General features: G+C 46.8%; 14 protein-coding genes and 1 pseudogene. 13 read left to right on the top strand and 2 right to left on the bottom strand.

Annotated elements, in window-relative coordinates; translation table 11 throughout:
* Positions 1 to 355: 355 nt before the first annotated feature.
* The 4 genes from A4E54_RS12305 to A4E54_RS12320 all read left to right on the top strand — a co-directional run bounded on the left by A4E54_RS12305 (position 356) and on the right by A4E54_RS12320 (position 3,579).
* Positions 356 to 1,432 carry a hypothetical protein gene (locus tag A4E54_RS12305; RefSeq protein ID WP_240081997.1) on the top strand — a complete coding sequence of 359 codons (1,077 nt, stop codon included), beginning with the start codon at positions 356 to 358 and terminating at the stop codon, positions 1,430 to 1,432.
* Positions 1,433 to 1,689: 257 nt separating this feature from the next.
* Positions 1,690 to 2,634 (top strand): tyrosine-type recombinase/integrase, encoded by a 945-nt coding sequence (locus A4E54_RS12310; RefSeq protein WP_286726302.1) that lies wholly within the window; start codon positions 1,690 to 1,692, stop codon positions 2,632 to 2,634.
* A 57-nt stretch (positions 2,635 to 2,691) separates the two neighbouring features.
* The gene (locus A4E54_RS12315) at positions 2,692 to 3,246 is read left to right on the top strand and encodes a hypothetical protein (protein ID WP_240081995.1); all 555 of its coding nucleotides are present in this window, start codon (positions 2,692 to 2,694) and stop codon (positions 3,244 to 3,246) included.
* Positions 3,247 to 3,366: 120 nt separating this feature from the next.
* Positions 3,367 to 3,579: a hypothetical protein gene (locus A4E54_RS12320; protein WP_240081994.1), complete on the top strand. Its 213-nt coding sequence runs from the start codon at positions 3,367 to 3,369 to the stop codon at positions 3,577 to 3,579.
* On the opposite strand, the gene A4E54_RS12325 is transcribed toward A4E54_RS12320, so the two are convergent.
* A complete protein-coding gene (locus tag A4E54_RS12325) occupies positions 3,570 to 4,472 on the bottom strand; it encodes a hypothetical protein (protein ID WP_240081993.1) in 903 nt (300 codons plus the stop codon). The genes A4E54_RS12320 and A4E54_RS12325 overlap by 10 nt on opposite strands.
* A gap of 406 nt (positions 4,473 to 4,878) precedes the next feature.
* Between A4E54_RS12325 and A4E54_RS12330 the strand changes: the two genes are divergently transcribed.
* Positions 4,879 to 5,271 carry a hypothetical protein gene (locus tag A4E54_RS12330; RefSeq protein WP_240081992.1) on the top strand — a complete coding sequence of 131 codons (393 nt, stop codon included), beginning with the start codon at positions 4,879 to 4,881 and terminating at the stop codon, positions 5,269 to 5,271.
* A 351-nt stretch (positions 5,272 to 5,622) separates the two neighbouring features.
* Positions 5,623 to 7,332 carry a recombinase family protein gene (locus A4E54_RS12335; protein WP_286726304.1) on the top strand — a complete coding sequence of 570 codons (1,710 nt, stop codon included), beginning with the start codon at positions 5,623 to 5,625 and terminating at the stop codon, positions 7,330 to 7,332.
* Here A4E54_RS12335 and A4E54_RS12340 read toward each other — a convergent pair.
* Positions 7,258 to 7,536 (bottom strand): annotated as a pseudogene (locus A4E54_RS12340) (P-loop domain-containing protein); the annotation flags it as partial. The gene A4E54_RS12335 and the pseudogene A4E54_RS12340 overlap by 75 nt on opposite strands.
* A gap of 259 nt (positions 7,537 to 7,795) precedes the next feature.
* Between A4E54_RS12340 and A4E54_RS12345 the strand changes: the two are divergent.
* The 7 genes from A4E54_RS12345 to A4E54_RS12375 all read left to right on the top strand — a co-directional run.
* A complete protein-coding gene (locus A4E54_RS12345; protein WP_240081989.1) occupies positions 7,796 to 8,389 on the top strand; it encodes an ANTAR domain-containing response regulator in 594 nt (197 codons plus the stop codon).
* A 206-nt stretch (positions 8,390 to 8,595) separates the two neighbouring features.
* A complete protein-coding gene (locus tag A4E54_RS12350; protein WP_286726305.1) occupies positions 8,596 to 9,924 on the top strand; it encodes a glutamine synthetase family protein in 1,329 nt (442 codons plus the stop codon).
* Between the two features lie 178 nt (positions 9,925 to 10,102).
* Positions 10,103 to 11,680 carry an FMN-binding glutamate synthase family protein gene (locus A4E54_RS12355; RefSeq protein WP_240081987.1) on the top strand — a complete coding sequence of 526 codons (1,578 nt, stop codon included), beginning with the start codon at positions 10,103 to 10,105 and terminating at the stop codon, positions 11,678 to 11,680.
* Between the two features lie 195 nt (positions 11,681 to 11,875).
* Positions 11,876 to 12,451: an ANTAR domain-containing response regulator gene (locus tag A4E54_RS12360; RefSeq protein WP_240081986.1), complete on the top strand. Its 576-nt coding sequence runs from the start codon at positions 11,876 to 11,878 to the stop codon at positions 12,449 to 12,451.
* A gap of 159 nt (positions 12,452 to 12,610) precedes the next feature.
* Complete coding sequence (gene glnA, locus A4E54_RS12365; protein ID WP_240081985.1) at positions 12,611 to 13,942, top strand: type I glutamate--ammonia ligase; 1,332 nt, start codon at positions 12,611 to 12,613, stop codon at positions 13,940 to 13,942.
* A gap of 294 nt (positions 13,943 to 14,236) precedes the next feature.
* Positions 14,237 to 15,568 (top strand): type I glutamate--ammonia ligase, encoded by a 1,332-nt coding sequence (glnA, locus tag A4E54_RS12370; protein ID WP_240081984.1) that lies wholly within the window; start codon positions 14,237 to 14,239, stop codon positions 15,566 to 15,568.
* Positions 15,569 to 15,892: 324 nt separating this feature from the next.
* Positions 15,893 to 18,790, top strand: a 2,898-nt coding sequence (locus A4E54_RS12375) for a glutamate synthase central domain-containing protein (protein WP_286726308.1), incomplete at its 3' end; no start/stop codon positions are given.

Here is an 18,790-nt window from a genome sequence, read left to right on the forward strand (position 1 = left end):
GCACCCCGGTGTTCAACGAACAGAACTTTGACAACATAACACCCGCTGCCGTCTCTGTCTTACGGAGCGATTTAAAAATCGCTGAGGCGATTTTTTAAAGGAGCGGAGTAAGACAGAGACGGCCAGAAATATCCCGGCAAATTCGCGGAGCGCGAGGTCTTCAGGGTTCGCTTAAAAAGAGAACCGCGAGAGTTGGCATCAGGGATGATTAGTTTTATTCTTTTTTAAGGGTCGGATAAAATCTGAACCTTTTTTGATTTTTATAGTAACTTTTATTAATGTTATCTACACTAAACACGGTTAAATAAGATGAGGCAATAAAAACAAGTAAATATGATTGTCAGAGGACATAAATATGGAAAAGAGGAATATAATTTATTCACCATTCTCAAGTATAACATTTGATTATAAGCATTGTTTTTTGTGTGGAGGATTACTAACTGATAGCAATGTAAGCGATGAACATGTCTTTCCTAAATGGCTTTTACATAAGTATGATTTATGGAACCAACGTTTGTGTTTATTTAATGAAACTTTAATTCCATATAAAAACCTTACAATTCCATGCTGCAATGATTGCAATGGAGTTTATTTATCTAAATTGGAAAATGATATAAAGTCTGCTATAGAACATGGTTATAAGAGTTTTATGGAGCTTGATGAAATAACAATCTTTAAATGGATGACTAAATTATTTTACGGATTATTGTTCAAGGACTTATCATTATCTGTAGATCGAGCAAATCCTCAAAAAGGACATTTAATGGAACCCGAGATGCTTTCAAAATTTAAGATAGTACATGTTTTTCTTCAATCCGTAAAGCCAAAAGTAAAATTTACAGGAAATGTTTTTTCATTATTTGTTTTTAATGTACATACAAATCCTAAGAATGATAACAAATTGGATTTTTTCTTTTCAGATGATTTGCTCCGTTTGCAGCTTGCCATTCAAGTGGGTGACACTGGAATAATTTGTTGTATTGGCGAAGATGGAATAATTAAAGAATCATTGGATAACTATTTGAAGCCATTTTACTCTATAAAGATTCACCCAATACAATTTCGTGAAATTATTGGTAGAGTTTTTTACAAGAAATATATATTACAGGTTCCACCGGCATATATTTTTGTTAACTCTGAAGATGAATGTTCGATAGTTTCAATGCTTTCATCTTTTACTGGTAAATATTTTGCAGATATTAAACAAAAAGAATTAGCCTATTTTATATATAAGCAGTTGAAACCTTTAGGATTTACAGAAGAAGATATTTATCATACTAAACTTGATGCAGTCACAAGTTATTTAACTAATCATTATGGAAATGTTCATTTGATCGATCAGTATGGGAACGTTATCAGTGATGTTACCATTAAGCATAATGGTTATAAAGGAGATTTATTTCCCCCAAAAAATAATAAACCAAATAATTAAATAATATCCATGACAAAAAGAACTTTTATTGTTGCACAACATTAACAGATTACGCTATATACAGGGATAGGTAGTGTGGCGAATTTTGCAGATTGCATAAACTCATATTTAAAGTTATGGGCATTCGAATTATAGTACAACACGATAATCCGGATGCCTTCTAATATTTACCGGCTGTGTAGCCGGTTTTAATCTTTTAGGGGGTGATTTGTATTTCCATCATTAAGTATAAGTATAAAAAAACTGGTGTTGGTGTGGTGGATAATCTCGGTGCACAGTTGGAAAAAGTGATCAGGGGAGCCAGTCAAGGGAGCATTGAAACGAAATACCGTTATATCGCCGCCGCCAATAGGTTTATCGGTTTTGTGGGAGTTCACTTTAAGCTGAAAAAGCTTCAAAACATCCAGGACAAGCATATTGAAGCTTACGCGGCGCACATGAAAAGCCGCGGCTGTAGCGACAAGTATGTAAAGAACGATCTAAGCGGGATAAGATACCTGCACCGGCAGATCCCGCAGGCAAGGTATAGCTTAAAAGATAGTAAGACGGCAAATAAGGAAATGGGGCTGGGCAGTACTCCTGACGGAAGGGCGGACAGGGCATGGACGGAACGTGAGCTTTCTCAGATGAAGGCCAGGGCTGTGTCAATTGGCCGGTATGACATCAACAGGACCATGGAAGCGATCAGGTCCACGGGAATGAGGTTGGACGAAGCGGCCAGCCTCCGGCGCTCTGTAGTTGAGGATGCGCTGAAGTCTGGCGTATTACATTTGAAAAACACCAAAGGTGGCCGCCCCAGGGAAGTACCTCTTACCGACAGAGCTGTAGCTGTCTTTCAAGAGGCGCTGAGGAATTCTTCCCGGGGTGGCTATGCTTTTACCCCAGCTGGCATGAGGGTTCATGTTTATGAGAAGAAAGTTGAAAATTTTATATACAATCACCGTAAAAAAATTCAGGATCAGGAGAGGAAATTTACCGGCCACAACCTGGTTCCTAATGATAAGGGCGCTCTTACGCCTCACGGGTTGCGGCACTCTTTTGGCCGCGAATTTATTACTAAGCGGTTTAAGGAATACCTTTCCTCAGGTATGGGCAGGGAAAGAGCTATGACGATGGCTAGAGAGGATACAACGAAGGTTCTTGGTCACGACAGGAAAGAGACAACTTACATCTATGCTCCGGAGAATTTGTTGAACTTTTAGTAATAATCTTGATTGGAGAGTGATTATCAGTGGAATTCAGACTGGGAGTAGAGATTCATGTTAGATAAATATGTTCTCCCAAAGCGAGTTTATATAAGTTCTCACGCGACTGAAATGTATTTAAGCCGCGTACTTGGAAAGCCGTCAACCAAAAGAAATTTTCAGACTGCCCGACTTTTTTTAAGTCATATGTTAAGTAATCGTGTATGTCGTTTTATTGGATCTCGAAGGGACGAAGCGGCTTTTCGTCTTAAATTAGCTTTTTGTGGCATTGTATTCATTTACGAGCCGCGATGTAATGAGGTCTATACGATTTATCTGGATAAAAAAAGCGAGGAACGTTTAGAAATGTGCATGCGAATACCTGCTGACTTTATAGTATCAGAGCAAGTTAAGAGTAAACTGGGGAAAAGAATCAGGGAAAAACTTTTTAGGTATGAGTGGCCGGTTGTAACGGCAAAAGCGAAGCCTAACCGCCCAACGTCCATATTATGTGTGAAGGCTGGTAACTGGCTTATTAACCTGGATATGGTGAAAAGAGAGGTTTCAGGTGCTTTACTATTTGGATGTCCTTCTAAGGATTATGAGTTAGAGAAAGATTTTGATTATTAAATTGGACGTGCTTAATAATGGCGGCCAGTCCCTGCCTGCCGGTTTACTTGTATAAGAAGCAAGTAAAAATAGACCCCTGCGTGGGGTCTATTATATTAGTTCTGAAAGGATGAGTTAAAAGTGAAAGAAAGAAAGGTTAGTAAGAAATCTATTATTCTTAGTTTTCTTGAAAAACAGGACCAAATACCAGTATCTGAAATAGCTATATTACTATATGGAAATTACAGTATGTTGGAACATGTTAAAGTTGTAAATTTGTTATCTGCTTATCGAGCCAATGATCCAAGATTTAAAAATATAAGGGTGCGTAATAAACATATTTGTTATGTGTAATATTTGCTTTCATAAGTAGCAATCGGATTGGCTGTGAAATATATGGAATCATTTTGAGGACTGGTGCATGAACAGTAATAATTATACTTACTATGATCCGCTTTGACTTCCACAAAACGACATAACATAAGCGCATCTAATGTTGCCGCTTTTTTTAGACGTGGTGTATCAGGTAACTGTATTCCACGAGATAATTTGTGATCCGGTGGGTAGTATATATTCTCTTCTTGTTGTAGTAAAAGGATAGGCCTTGTATCTCTGATTTCTATACATCGTGAGATAGGGTAAAATTGTTCTAATTTATAATACTCTCTTGTCTTAACACGCCATAGAACATATCGTAGGGCAAGGTTAAGCATGTTAGGAAGATTTTCTTCAGTAAATGGACCTTTAATTAATATATTAAGAAGATTAATAGCATCTTTTTTGCTGAAAACGTCTAGTTTACTTGACGCAGATTGACTAGCCTCAAATCGAGCCAGAACCTGAGCTGCACAACAACTAAACGATTTTTGCCATGATACAGGTTCAACAATTTGACGAAGATTATATTCAGTTTGAAAATTTTCGTTAAAAATCTCAGCATAATGCCTAATGTCTTCAAAATCCGGATCATCTTCAAATACCCAGTCTGACGGAATTTCCCGGATCGATTGTGTATTCGTCTCCTTTTCTATTTTATCAAATAAAATGTTACTTAAAAACTGATTTATATATTTGCCCCAACGGGTTCCTATATCCCATGCAGCTGAAGGGCGAATAAACCGGATACCAGATATATAGGCTGTAAGTGTGCTATAAGGTATACCAAAAGACTTAGCTACTTCTGTTACATGATTATCACTTGCAATTACTGTTAAATCTAATATGCTTCCAGGTCGTAAAGAGAACATTATTATACCTCTTTCAACATAGTTTTTTACATTGTGGTTGGATAGCCTAACTCTTGATAATTATATCAATGTGTAATTATGAATTGTGATGTGTGAATTGAACTAAGGCAACCCGTTTTTTATATCATGGCCGGTTCCATATTATCTCCTAAGTAGTAGCCCTCCCGGATCTTCCTGGAGATCTGCCCTGAATTAATTATACACATTATACAATGTTTGTGAAATATTTTCTTGACATTTGTGTTAACACATTCTACAATAAATGTAGAATTACTGATAGTATTTAGATATTATTTTATTATTTTACATTCCCGTGGACCCGGTCCCGCCCCGGTATAATAAGCGCGGGTGCCTGTACTATAAAAGGCTGCGTCGTAAATACGCGTTAAGAATAGGGGGGAGTCTTTTGATTTTTCCGCCGGTGACTAAAGTAGTTTTTGCCGCTGACGCGAGCGGCAAAATAAAAGCTCGCCTAAAACCAGGTACGGCGGCGAGAGATCTTAGACGAAAAAAAGCACGAAAAATTTCTGATAATTTAATCCAATATGATGCAGAATGGAAGGACAAAGAACCTATTGTGCCGCGTGATGACGAAATAATTCTAATAGGGACAATCTCTAAATATTCAATGAGAAGAAGTTGGTTGAAAACTGATAAAAAAACACTCAACAATATTTTCGAACACAACGAGAGAGTAGCTAGACTAGTCATGCCTGGTCTAGAAAGCATTCCCTTGGGTGATCCACATCCGGTGACAGACATTATGCTTATTTATAAAAAATGTTCGCTAGTTAATTAAACTACCGGCAGAATATCAATAACAAAGCTAGAACACTAAAAAAACCGGGAATTCCCGGTTTTTTTTAGTGTTCTAGGATTTAAATTTGCCCAGGTCTTTTTTTGTATTAGGACAAGACTTTATTTTCATAAGATATTAGGGGGTGGTGCCTTGAAAAAAGGGAAAAACGCAGGAAACAAGAAGGTATGTGAGAGTAGTTGGCGTGTAGTAGTTGAGGCCGTGGGCACGCCCGGACAGCGTGAACAGGCAATCAAACAAGCGACTAGATATGTTCTTTCGCGAATTACAAACAGGAAAAAGACACCCCGATCTGGAAATCTAAGTCGTTAAATATCCTAAGGGGGTGGCTTATTGCTTGCGGTAATTTATCTCAGAGTGAGTACAGAGGATCAAGCCCGGGAGGGGTACAGCCTGGAGGTCCAGGAGGAAAGGTGTCGGCGGCGGGCTAGTGAACTTGGGTGTAAACGGGTGGAGGTTTTTTGTGACGATGTTACCGGTGAAATTCTCAATCGTCCTGCTCTTACATTGATACTGGAACGAATCCAACAAGGTGGAGTAGATTATTTCATCTGCTTTGATCCTGACCGGTTGGCCAGGAAACTTATGAATCAATTGGTTATCACAGAAAAAATTGAACAAGCTAGAGTCAAGATTGATTTTATCAATTTCGAGTGGCGTGACACTCCCGATGGAAGGCTATTTTACCAACTCCGGGGTTCTATTGCTGAATTTGAAAAAGCTAAAATATTAATGAGGACCAGTGATGGTAAAAAGAAGAAAGCCGAGAAAGGAATGCTTACGCATAGCCCCGGTATCTATGGATATGGCTATGATAAAGAAACAGATACCCTTTGGGTCAATCAGGAGGAGGCTCGTGTGGTATGCATGATGTATTCCTGGGTGCTGGAGGCCGGACGGGGGCAGTATGTTGGCCCTTATGAAGTCGCCCGCAGGTTAAATGACATGCAGATATCGCCTCCCAGAGGGCCGAGAGACAAAAGTAAAGAGGCATACTGGCATCGTGGTACTGTGCGTCGCATACTCACGAATGAAACTTATACCGGTACATTGTATTTGCGGGTAGAAGACTCAACGGGAGTTAAGAATAACCGCTATCGCGCACCGGAAGAAAAAGTTTCACGTAAAAAAAGACCTCGGGAAGAATGGTGTGCCGTACAGGTTCCGTTAATTGTTGAGCGGCAGATCTGGGAGGAAGTGCAGTACCGGCTGCGGGATGCGAGACGAATAAAACCGGGTATGTCAATCGAGCAGTATCTTTTAAGTGGTTTGGTCCGGTGCGGAGCTCCCGAATGTGGCCATACGATGCACGGCAACCGTATTTCGAGAAGAAGCAGGGTGAAAGACAGCATAAAATATTACAGATATTACGTCTGTACGGCGAAAAGTCCCGGTATTACTGGGGTGGAACGTTGCCGGTCTTCAAGCGTGCCTGCTGACCGGTTGGAGAAAATCGTATGGGATAAAGTATCGGGTTGGCTGACCAACCCACAAGTGCTTGCTATGGAATTAAAGGAGCAAGGTGTTGGAGAAAACTTAAAGCTATTAGAGGAAGAAATAGTGGGAGTGCGACAGCAACTTGATGCAGCCAGCGAGGAACGCGCCCGAATTATTCGTGGATACCAAAAGGGTATTATACCTGAAGATGAGGGCGATAAGATTCTGATTGAGATTAAAGAGCGGGTCGAGAGGATGGAAAAACGACTGGCGGAATTGATTGAAGAATCCCACCGTCAGCAACTCCTGGAAGAAGAGCAACTAGCTTTTAGAGAGGCTGTGGATGAATTCGCCGGCAGGCTGCAAGAACTGACTTTCGAGGAAAAGCGACATGTAGTTCGCTTACTGGTTGATAAGGTTATTGTTGAAGGCCGGAATGTTGTTATAAGGGGCCGGATACCAGGTGTTTTGCCAGGTGGTAGCGGCCTTAATAATAGTGAAAAAGTATTAGACAATGGGAACTTCACTCTGCGGGGCGGTCCCGTCGATCATCGCCACACGAATGGCCGGGATATGGATGCCATCCAGAGAGTCGTTGTCGGATGAACAGCAGTGGAACTCAACATCGTATCCTTTCTCCAACATCGTTTCGCCGATTTTGCGCATAAACGTTGATTTTCCGACACCCGGCCCGCCTTTTAAAATGAAGACGCGGGTGGCGTCTTTTTCAATAATATGATCGTAGAAAGAATAAAAGCCTAGTGATGTGTTGCCGCCGGGGAATAGTTTGGTCAGTTTCCCATTTGCCATTATCCAAACCTCCTTGTTTGGTTTAATATGTCGCAAAAGGTGACTTGCCAAGACGGAATCAAATCAGTGTTTGGCCGGGGTTTTTAATATGTAAACGTATTGCTCTGTCTTAAATATCTATTATAAAAAGCAGAGGTTATGATTTGTTTGGGCAGGGAATTAATGGAGGGCTATTTCCCCGTCTTGCGGCGGGAGTATCTTTATTGAACATGGTGTGTTAAAATAAAGTTCAATTCACAGTCGTTTCGAGGTGTGTCCCATGTTTGGGGCCAGGATCGTTATTGCCGATGCTGATGTTAATTCTCGTAAAAAGTTAAAAGAAATTCTGATCCTCGCGGGTTATCTCGTGGTCGGCGAGGTGAGTGAAGGCAGGAGCGCTCTCAAGGTGGTCTTTCAGACCGACCCCGATCTTGTTATTATGGATACAATGTTGCCGGGCGCGGCAGGTCTGGATATTATCAGAATTATTGAAGAACACCGGGTTGCTCCGGTAATCCTGCTGGCCGACTCCCGGGGACGGGATATGCTGGAAGAAGTCAAAGATTCCTGGATTTTTGCTTTCCTGGTAAAGCCGGTAAGCGACGCGCAGCTGGTTCCCGCCATAGAAATAGCAATTGCTAACTTTAGGAAATTCATCAAGCTGGAAGAGGAAAATAAAGGGCTTAAACAAGCGCTGGAAGAAAGAAAACTTGTGGAAAAAGCCAAGGGCTTGCTGATGGAGGCCAGGGCGCTAAGTGAGAAAGAAGCTTATAAATACTTGCAGAGATTAAGCATGGACAATTGTGTGCCGATAGTCAGGGTCGCGAAAAAAGTTATTAAACTCTATAGCAAAAAGGATAATAAGCGCCAGTGATTGTATACAATATTTTATTTGTAAACCGGTTGATTTTTTAAGAGTAAATGTTTATACTTGTTTATGTAACTTAATACTTTTTGGGGCAAAGGCGTCCTTTGAAGACCGGTAGAATTACCGGGTCTTTGGAGGGCATTTTTTATTTTTATATGAAAAGAAATGCGTTATCAGTATCTAGATTATGAATAAATAAATGGAGGTTTACTTTGAAAGTCTTAACCAGAGAGGAAGTATTGGAAAAAGCCAAAGAATATAATGTCAAATTTATCCGCCTGCAATTTACCGACATTTTCGGTTCTTTTAAAAATATTGCCATTACTGTAGAAGAACTGGAAAGGGCGCTGGCAGGACAGGTCATGTTTGACAGCGCCGTTGTCGAAGGTTTTATTCGCAACCAAGAAAGCGAAATTTATCTTTACCCCGATCCGGCCACGTTTGAGATCTTTCCTTGGCGTCCCAGGGACGGCGCGGTAGCCAGGCTGATCTGCGACATCTGTTCCGCGGAAGGAGAAACTTTTCCCGGCTGCTCCCGCTCCGCCCTGAAAAGAGTGTTGAAAAAAACTGCCGGCACGGGGTTGCAGTTGCGGGCCGGCGCGGAAATTGAGTTTTTTTTGTTCCACGCCAATGAACAGGGCAAGGCCACCACTATCACTCATGATCACGCGGGTTACTGTGATTTGTCTCCGGTGGATTTGGGTGAAAACGCGCGGCGGGATATGGTGCTGACGCTGGAAGAAATGGGCTTTGAGATTTCTTCCTCCCACCACGAGATAGCTCCCGGACAGCACGGGATATTTATCAAGGAGGACAGTGCCTTAGCGATCGCGGACAAAATCGCCACCTTTAAATTTGTTGTGCGGACCATCGCCCAGCGGCACGGGCTGCACGCGTCATTTATGCCTAAACCGCTTGCTGGGGAAAAGGGCTCCGGTATGCGCCTGCACTTGTCGCTTTGGCGTGAGGGAAAGAATATCCTTGAAGACTCGAATGACGGTTTGGGCTTGAGTGAGACGGCCTATCATTATATCGGGGGCGTACTGGGGCATGCCCGGGCGATTACGGCTATTGCCAACCCGCTGATTAATTCGTACAAGCGGCTGCTGCCGGACGAACTGTCTCCGTGTCTGGTGGCCTGGTCTGAAAAGAACCGCAGCGCAATGATCCGTGTCCCCGCGCAGCGGGGGTACGGTACCCGTTTCATTCTGCGCAGTCCCGATCCGGCCTGCAACTCTTATTTGGTCCTGGCCTCTGTTCTGGCGGCTGGAGAGCGCGGTCTTGCCGCAAAGATTGAGCCTCCGCAGCCGTTGCCGGAAAATCACCCGGGACCCGGAGAGCTGAGGGAATTGGTCAGAAACAACGGGCTGCCGCGCTCCTTTAACGAGGCATTGCATGCCCTCGCTGAGGATGAGACTGTCTGCGCGGCGCTGGGGGAACACATAGCCAGGTGTTACCTGGAAGCAAAAAGAGAGGAATGGGAGCGCTTTATGGCTGAAGTCCACCAGTGGGAGCTTGACGAGTATCTGGCCAACTATTGAAAAGCTTGGAACAGGCTACTCCCAGGGAGGCACAGGGTGATCAAGAAATGACCTTTGGTCTTGAGCTAAATATCTGATTAACGAACTGGAAGGGAGGGGGACCCACCAAATTATAATCCGGCGATGTTTCACAAAGAACAGAGAATAAAAGAGAGAGATAATTTAGGAGGATGGTACAATGACATTCAGTAAAGGCATTAATGCCAGCGCGGCTACTTTAACCAAGCTGCGCACCGGAGACAGCAAGTGTGAATTTAGCGGCATGTGTGTAACCTGTCTGGACGGCTGCCCGGGTTTGTGCGAGATCGGCAAATCTTCCGTCCGCAGCAAAGAAGTGCTCTACCCGCAGCCTTTCGGGAAAACTACCTCGGCTTCGCAAAAGGATTATCCGGTTGATTACTCCCACTTCAACATTATGGGTACGGCTGTCGGCGCGATCGGTATCGAAGCTGACTCCGATAAAGCGATATTCCCGGCCGTAAGCCTGGAAACTGAAGTCGGCTCTGTAAATAAGATCAGCCTGGACCTGCCCATTGTGGTAGCGGCCATGGGGTCCACCAATGTTGCCGCCGACAACTGGGATCACCTGGCGGCCGGCGCTGCTATTTCGGGTATCGGTATCGCCATTGGTGAGAATGTCTGCGCCATGGACCCCCATGTGGAGATCAAGAACGGACGTGTTGTTCACTCGCCGAACCTGGAAAAGCGGGTTAAAGACTTCCAGAGATGGTACAACGGCAAGGGCTTTATCGCGGTGCAGGCCAATGTCGAGGACACTACGCTTGGTGTTCAGGAATACGCTTTGGAAAAACTCGGCGTCGATGTCGTTGAAATCAAGTGGGGCCAGGGCGCCAAGGATATTGGCGGCGAAGTCAAGCTGAACACGCTGGAGCGGGCGCTTCAACTCAAGAGCCGGGGTTATATCGTGCTGCCCAATCCGGAAGATCCGAAAGTCCAGGCGGCGTATAAAGAAGGCGCTTTCACTGAGTTTGAGCGGCACTCCCGGGTTGGCATGGTCAGCCAGGAAGGATTTATGGCCCGTGTGGAAGCCCTGCGCAACGCCGGGGCCAAGCATGTCATGCTCAAAACCGGAGCCTACCGGCCGGCGGACTTGGCCAGGGCGGTGAAATTCGCTTCCGACGCCAAGATTGACTTGCTTACCGTTGACGGCGCCGGTGGCGGCACCGGCATGAGCCCGTGGCGGATGATGAACGAATGGGGCGTCCCGACGGTATATATCCAGGCGCTCCTGGTTAAGTATCTTGATAAACTGGCTGCCAAAGGAGCTTTTATTCCCCCGGTGGCCATCGCCGGCGGCTTTACCCTGGAAGACCATATGTACAAAGGCCTGGCCATGGGAGCCCCGTACATCAAAGCGATCGGCATGGCCCGTTCGCCTCTTACCGCCGCCATGGTCGGCAAGACTGTCGGTGAAGCGATTAAGAGCGGCAAGGTTCCGCCTGAATACAAGAAATATGGCGCGAATCTGGAGCAGGTTTTTGTGGCCGCGAATGAGTTGAAAAACAAGCTGGGCAGTGATTTTAACAACCTGCCGGCCGGCGCTATCGGTGTTTACAGCTATTGCGAGCGTCTGGCCCAGGGCTTAAGGCAATTCATGTGCGGCGCCCGCAAGTTTGCTCTCCAGTATATCACCAGGGATGACCTTGTCGCCCTGACCAAGGAAGCCGCGGAAATTACCGGCATCCGCTATGTCATGGACGCGGACGCGGAAGAAGTTGAGCAAATTTTAAGCTAAGCCTTAATAAAACAGTTGCCTTCTTAATCATAGTTTTATATAATAACTTTATAGTTGTTTTATATTATAGGTACAAGGGTGTATCTATAGAATCCAGGCAATGATGCCCTCATCAGGTGAATATTCCTGCCAGAGGGCATTTTTATATCCGGCGGAAAAGATTAAGAATGTAGCGGCAACAGGAGGTATGCGCCCATGGGAGAACAAAGGGTAATACTAATCGATAATGATGCCGCCTGGAGAAAGAATGTAAAAGCCATACTGGTTAAAATGGGTTACTGGGTAATCGGTGAGGCTGAGGATGGTCTTACCGGCTTAAAGCTGATCAGGACGAGGCAGCCTGATCTGGTTATCATCGAGGCATTCCTCCCAGGTATGGATGGATTTGAAGTGGCCCGCATTGTCTATGAAGATAAACTGGCTCCCGTAGTATTAATCAGTTCGTCCACACATCAAAATGTGATTGAGAAAGCCAAGAACGCTAAGGTCTTTGCTTTTCTGGTCAAGCCTGAACTTGACTTCAACCTTATCCCGGCGGTCGAGTTGGCTTTGACCAATTATCAAGAAAGAGTTAAGCTTGAGGGCCAGGTGCAGGAACTTCAGAATACGATTGAGACAAGAAAAGTTGTCGAAAGGGCAAAGGGTATCTTAATGGAATCAATGGGTGTTTCCGAAGCAGAAGCTTTTAAGCGCATCCAGAAGCAGAGCATGAATAAGCGGATTTCCATGCGTGCGGTGGCCGAGGCGATAATATTGGCCCATAACCTGTAAGCATTCAATATCTGCGGGCTTTATCAACATGATACGTTAAACCGCGCACGTGGTTGTGCCGGACCGGGCAAAGAAGCCCATAATAGTAGAGGTTAAGCTTGATCTGCTATTATGGGCTTCTTTATTATCATAAAAAATACTTTCTGAAGGGTGGTTGTTATGGAGGTAACTGCAAAGGGACAATTACTGGATAAAGCCAGGAATTTGGGAGTTAAGTTTATCCGCCTCCAGTTCACCGACATCCTTGGTGTGATGAAAAATGTTGCCATCACTATTGAGCAGCTTGATAAAGCGCTTGAGGGGGAATTGATGTTTGACGGTTCTTCCATTCACGGCTTTGCCAGGATTGAAGAATCGGATATGTACCTGCGGCCGGACTTGAAAAGCTTTGCCATGTTTCCCTGGCGGCCCAGGGAAGGCGGGGTTGCCCGCTTAATCTGCGATGTTTATAACCCGGACGGTTCTCCCTTCGCGGGTGACCCGCGCTACGTTTTGAAGAAAGTCCTGGCCGAGGCGGCGGAAATAGGCTACAGTATGCAGGTGGGACCTGAACTGGAGTTTTTCATGTTCCAGATCGACCAAGATGGTAATCCCACTCTGGAAACTCACGATGACGCCGGGTACTTCGACCTCGCCCCGGTTGATCTTGGCGAGAATGCCCGCCGCTCGATGGTGCTTACCTTGGAAGAAATGGGTTTTGAGATAGAAGCCTCGCACCACGAGGTGGCCCCGGGGCAGCACGAAATTGACTTCAAATATTCCGACGCCCTTGATGTCGCCGACAAGATTATGACCTTCAAGATGGTTGTCCGTTCCACGGCCCAACGGCATGGCCTGCATGCCACTTTTATGCCCAAACCCGTTTTTGGCATCAACGGTTCCGGCATGCACATGAACCAGTCGCTTTTCAAGGATGGCCGGAATGCGTTTTATGATCCGTCCGCTCCCGATCAATTAAGCGATGTCGCCAAGCACTATGTCGGCGGCTTGATGAAACACGCCCGTTCCATGGCGGCTGTGACCAATCCCACGGTTAACTCGTACAAACGCCTGGTGCCCGGCTATGAGGCTCCGGTTTACATCGCCTGGTCGGGGCGCAACAGGAGCCCGCTGATCCGCATACCTGCCAAGAGAGGCAATTCGACCCGTGTCGAATTAAGGAACCCGGACCCGGCCTGCAACCCGTATCTGGCCATCGCGGTTGCTTTGAAGGCGGGACTCGACGGGATTAAAAACAAGATCCAGCCGCCCCCGCCTACCGACATAAATATTTATCAGATGACCGCGGAGCAGCGGGACGAAATGAACATCTCCAGCCTGCCGGCCAGCCTTTCGGAAGCGTTGGATGAATTAGCAAAGAACGATGTCATAAAAAATGTATTGGAACCGCACGTTTATGAAAAATTCATCGAGGCCAAAAGACATGAGTGGGACAGTTACCGCGTACAGGTCCATCCGTGGGAGGTAAATGAATACCTGACCAGGTTCTAAGTATTGCTGGAGCATAACGCCGGTGTCCAACTTATGCTAATCTATACAAGATGTACCATCCTCATAGTCCTTTCCCCAAATTTCCGGGTGAAAGGACACTTTTTAACTATACACTTTAAAATTAATATGATATACTTTTGTCTAGTTCCAAAGAAAAAAAGGTACAGTGTTGTACCGCGCTACGGGGCGATGAGGCCTTCACGCACAGGCAAAATTAGCATTATTACCTGTGGTGGGGTCTTTTTGTAATTTATTGCACCGTGGTGACAGCAAAGAGAAAGGTGTGAAATATAAGTGGCTAAGCTTACCAACGACGATGTGCGTAATCTGGCCAAGGACCTGGGCGTTAAATTCGTTCGCCTTCAGTTTACGGATATCTTCGGCATTTTGAAAAATGTCGCCATCACAGTTGAGCAACTGGATAAAGCCCTTGAAGGGGAGCTGATGTTTGACGGCTCTTCCATAGAGGGTTTTGTTCGTATTGAAGAATCTGATATGTATTTGCGGCCCGATCCCGCAACGTTTGTGACTTTTCCCTGGAAGCCCCAGGAAGGCGCGGTTGCCCGTTTAATCTGCGACATTTATGATCACGACGGTAAGCCTTTCACGGGTGATCCGCGATATGTTTTGAAGAGGGCTATACAGGAAGCCGCAGAAATGGGCTACACAATGAATGTGGGGCCGGAAGCCGAATTTTTCCTTTTCCATGTTGACAGTGAAGGAAAGCCCACTACAATTACACACGACAAGGCCGGTTACTTCGACCTCACGCCTGTTGACCTGGGGGAGAACGCCCGGCGTGACATGGTCATGACTTTGGAGCAAATGGGCTTTGAGATAGAGGCCTCGCACCACGAGGTGGCGCCGGGCCAGCATGAAATTGACTTTAAGTTTTCAGAAGCTCTGGATATAGCCGACAAGGTTGTTACCTTCAAGTTTGTAGTGCGCACCATTGCCCAGCGGCATGGCCTGCACGCCACCTTCATGCCCAAGCCGGTGTTTGGCATTTCCGGTTCCGGCATGCATTTGAACCAATCGTTGATGAAAAACGGCAAGAACGCCTTTTACGACCCTGTCGCCGAAGACGGTTTGGGAGAGGATTGTCTTCATTATGTGGGCGGTCTGATGGAGCATGCCAGGGCGATCTCGGCAATTGTGAACCCAACGGTTAATTCCTACAAGAGACTGGTTTCCGGTTACGAGGCGCCGGTATATATAGCTTGGTCGGCACGCAACAGGAGTCCCCTGATCAGGATTCCGGCCAAGCGGGGAGAGTCCACCCGGATTGAGCTGCGCAACCCCGACCCGGCGTGCAATCCCTACCTGGCCATGGCGGTCTGCCTGAAGGCCGGTATTAACGGGATTAAAAACCGGATTAAGCCGCCCGCGCCCTGCAACCGCAACATTTACGAGATGACGCCGGCTGCAAGAGAGCAGCTTGGTATCGGCAGCCTGCCCGAAAATCTGCAAGGGGCTGTACAAGAATTAAAAAAAGATAAAATAATTCAAGAAGCCCTGGGTGAACACATTTTTAACAGGTTTATCGAGGCGAAAGAGATTGAGTGGAGTCGCTATCGCGTTGAGGTTCACCCTTGGGAGATTGAGGAGTACCTGACCAAGTTTTAAATTAATGAGGCAGTAAAAATTTCTAACTCAGCTTTCACATAGCGAAAGTTGAGTTAGAATGGCATAACGGCATAAACGATCTCTAATAGAAGATAATCGGCTGGATTTCATGTTTGGATGCTCTTCATTCTTCTTTGGTATAGTTTCTCTAATTAACCAGCAGAAATAACAACAGAAAATTAAGATACAACGGTGTATCCAAGTTAAAGTTTGGCAATGAGGCCTATATTACAGTACGGTGTTTTTAGCACGCCTGTAATGAGGCCTTTTTCTTTTTCTATCACTTTTTTCATTATATTCGGAGAGACAGAAAGGTTGTAGAACATGAAAATCAATGGATTACCTTCAAAACAAGGCCTTTACGACCCTTGGTACGAACATGACGCCTGTGGCATCGGTTTTGTGGCGAACATAAAAGGGAAAAAATCAAACGACATCGTACGAAAAGCTCTCGCCGTGCTTCTTAACCTGGACCATCGCGGAGCCAGGGGAGCCGAGTTGAATACCGGTGACGGCGCGGGGATCCTCATGCAAATTCCACATGCTTTTTTTGAAAAGGAGTGTGCCAAGGAGGGTATCCACCTTCCTCCCGCCGGTAGTTATGGTGTCGGTATGCTTTTCCTGCCTACAGATCCCGCCATGCGTGAAAAGTGCGAGCAGGCGCTGGAAAAGATTATCCGGGAAGAAGCCCAGACCCCGCTGGGGTGGCGTACTGTTCCGTCAGATAACCATACGCTTGGTGAAACCGCGAAACTGGCTCAGCCATATATACGCCAAATTTTTATCGAAAAGAACCCGGCTATCAAAAACATCATGGCTTTTGAGCGCAAGCTTTACGTTATCCGCAAGCGGGCGGAAAGAGAGATTCCCCGCGACTGCCTGCGGGAAGGGGAAACTTTCTATTTTGCCAGTTTCTCCTGCAGAACGATAGTTTATAAAGGAATGTTGATTTCTGAACAGGTTGCCGAGTTTTATCTCGATCTAAAAGACCCTTCTGTGGAAACCGCGCTGGCCCTGGTCCATTCCCGGTTCAGCACCAATACGTTTCCCAGCTGGGAGCGGGCTCACCCGTACCGTTATTTGATCCATAACGGGGAAATCAACACCCTGCGCGGCAACATCAATTGGATGCATACCCGCCAGGCCATGTGCGAGTCGGAACTGTTCGGCGAGGATATGGCGAAGGTCTTTCCTGTGATCGACCAGGACGGCAGTGACTCGGCCATGTTTGACAACTGCTTCGAGTTTCTGTCGCTCTCAGGGCGTTCCCTGCCTCACGTGGCCATGATGATGATTCCGGAGCCGTGGTCCAACCACGAAAGCATGAGCGACGCGAAGAAAGCGTTTTATGAATACCACGGCTGCCTGATGGAGCCGTGGGACGGCCCCGCGTCCATTGCTTTCACGGACGGCGCGATCATCGGCGCCGTGCTTGACCGGAACGGCCTGCGGCCCTCGCGCTATTACGTAACCAAAGACGACCTCATTGTTTTGGCCTCGGAAGTAGGTGTGCTTGATATCCCGCCGGAAGATGTGATCCTGAAAGAACGGCTGCGCCCGGGGCGCATGCTGCTTGTCGACACGGAAGAAGGCCGCATTATCAGCGATGAAGAGCTGAAAACAAGCATGGTGACTGCACATCCTTACCGGAAGTGGCTGGACGAATACCTGGTGAGCCTTGAACAACTGCCGGAGGCTCCGCATGTGCCGGCGCCGGACTTTGAGACGGTGCTCAAGCGGCAGCAGGCCTTTGGTTATACTTATGAGGACCTTTCTAAAGTGCTGGAGCGCATGGCCAGAGACGGGGTTGAGCCGGTGGGGGCGATGGGTCATGATGCCCCGCTGGCGGTATTGTCGGATAAACCGCAGCTTTTGTACAATTATTTTAAGCAATTGTTTGCCCAGGTGACCAACCCGCCGATTGACTCCATTCGCGAGGAGATTATTTTTGCCGTCGAGACCACCATTGGCAGCGAAAAGAACTTGATTAAGCCGGAACCCGGCAGCTGCCGCCGGATCAGGCTGAAAGCACCGGTTCTGACCAATGAAGAGCTGGCGAAAATCCGGCACCTGCAGAGGGACGGTTTTAAAACAGTAACCTTGCCCATCCTGTTCAAAGTGGCGGAAGGAAGCCCGGGCATGGAAAAAGCGCTGGAGAACCTTTTCCATGAGGCCGGCCGGGCCATTGCCGGCGGCGCCAATCTGCTGATTTTATCCGACCGGGGTGTGGATGCGGAAAACGCGCCCATTCCGGCCTTGCTTGCCGTAGCGGGGTTGCATCACCACCTGATCCGGGCGGGAAACCGGAACAGGGTCAGCCTGCTGCTTGAATCGGGGGAACCGCGTGAAACGCATCACTTGGCGGTGCTGCTGGGCTACGGCGCAAGCGCCGTCAATCCGTATATGGCTTTTGAAACGCTGGAAGACATGTGCCGACAGGGAATGCTGGACGGTATAACACTCAAGGAAGCCCTGAAGAATTACGTCAAGGCCGCTATTAAGGGTGTGGTCAAGGTTGCTTCCAAGATGGGTATTTCCACGATTCAGAGTTACTGTGGAGCCCAGATTTTTGAGGCTATCGGGATTGACCGGTCGGTAATTGACAGATATTTTACCTGGACTGCCTCACGCGTGGGCGGAGTCGGGCTGGCTGAAATTGCCGGTGAGGCGGTGCTCCGCCACCAGAGGGCTTTCTCGCCCGGCAGTGACGGCGCACTGGAGCCCGGCTCCACTTACCAGTGGCGGCATGACGGTGAGGAGCATATGTTCAATCCGGAGACTATCGCGCTATTGCAGCAAGCCTGCCGCAATAGTGACTTTCAATTGTTTAAGCAGTACTCGGCGCAGGTCGACGGCCAGAAAAACGCGCTGCGCAAGTATTTGGACTTTAAAAAAGACCGGACGCCCGTGCCGCTAGAGGAAGTCGAACCGGTGGAGTCCATCTGCCGGCGCTTCAAGACCGGGGCCATGTCGTTTGGTTCGATCAGCAAGGAAGCGCACGAGACCATGGCTATCGCCATGAACCGCGTTGGGGGCAAGAGCAATACGGGCGAGGGCGGGGAAGATCCGGCCCGCTTCAAGCCCCTGCCGAACGGCGATTCCCTGCGCAGCGCCATTAAGCAGGTGGCCTCGGGCAGATTCGGTGTTACCAGTGAGTACCTGACCAACGCGGATGAAATTCAGATCAAGATGGCCCAGGGGGCAAAGCCCGGTGAGGGCGGC

The organism is Pelotomaculum sp. PtaB.Bin117 (genome assembly GCF_002067195.1).
GTDB lineage: Bacteria > Bacillota > Desulfotomaculia > Desulfotomaculales > Pelotomaculaceae > Pelotomaculum_D > Pelotomaculum_D terephthalicicum.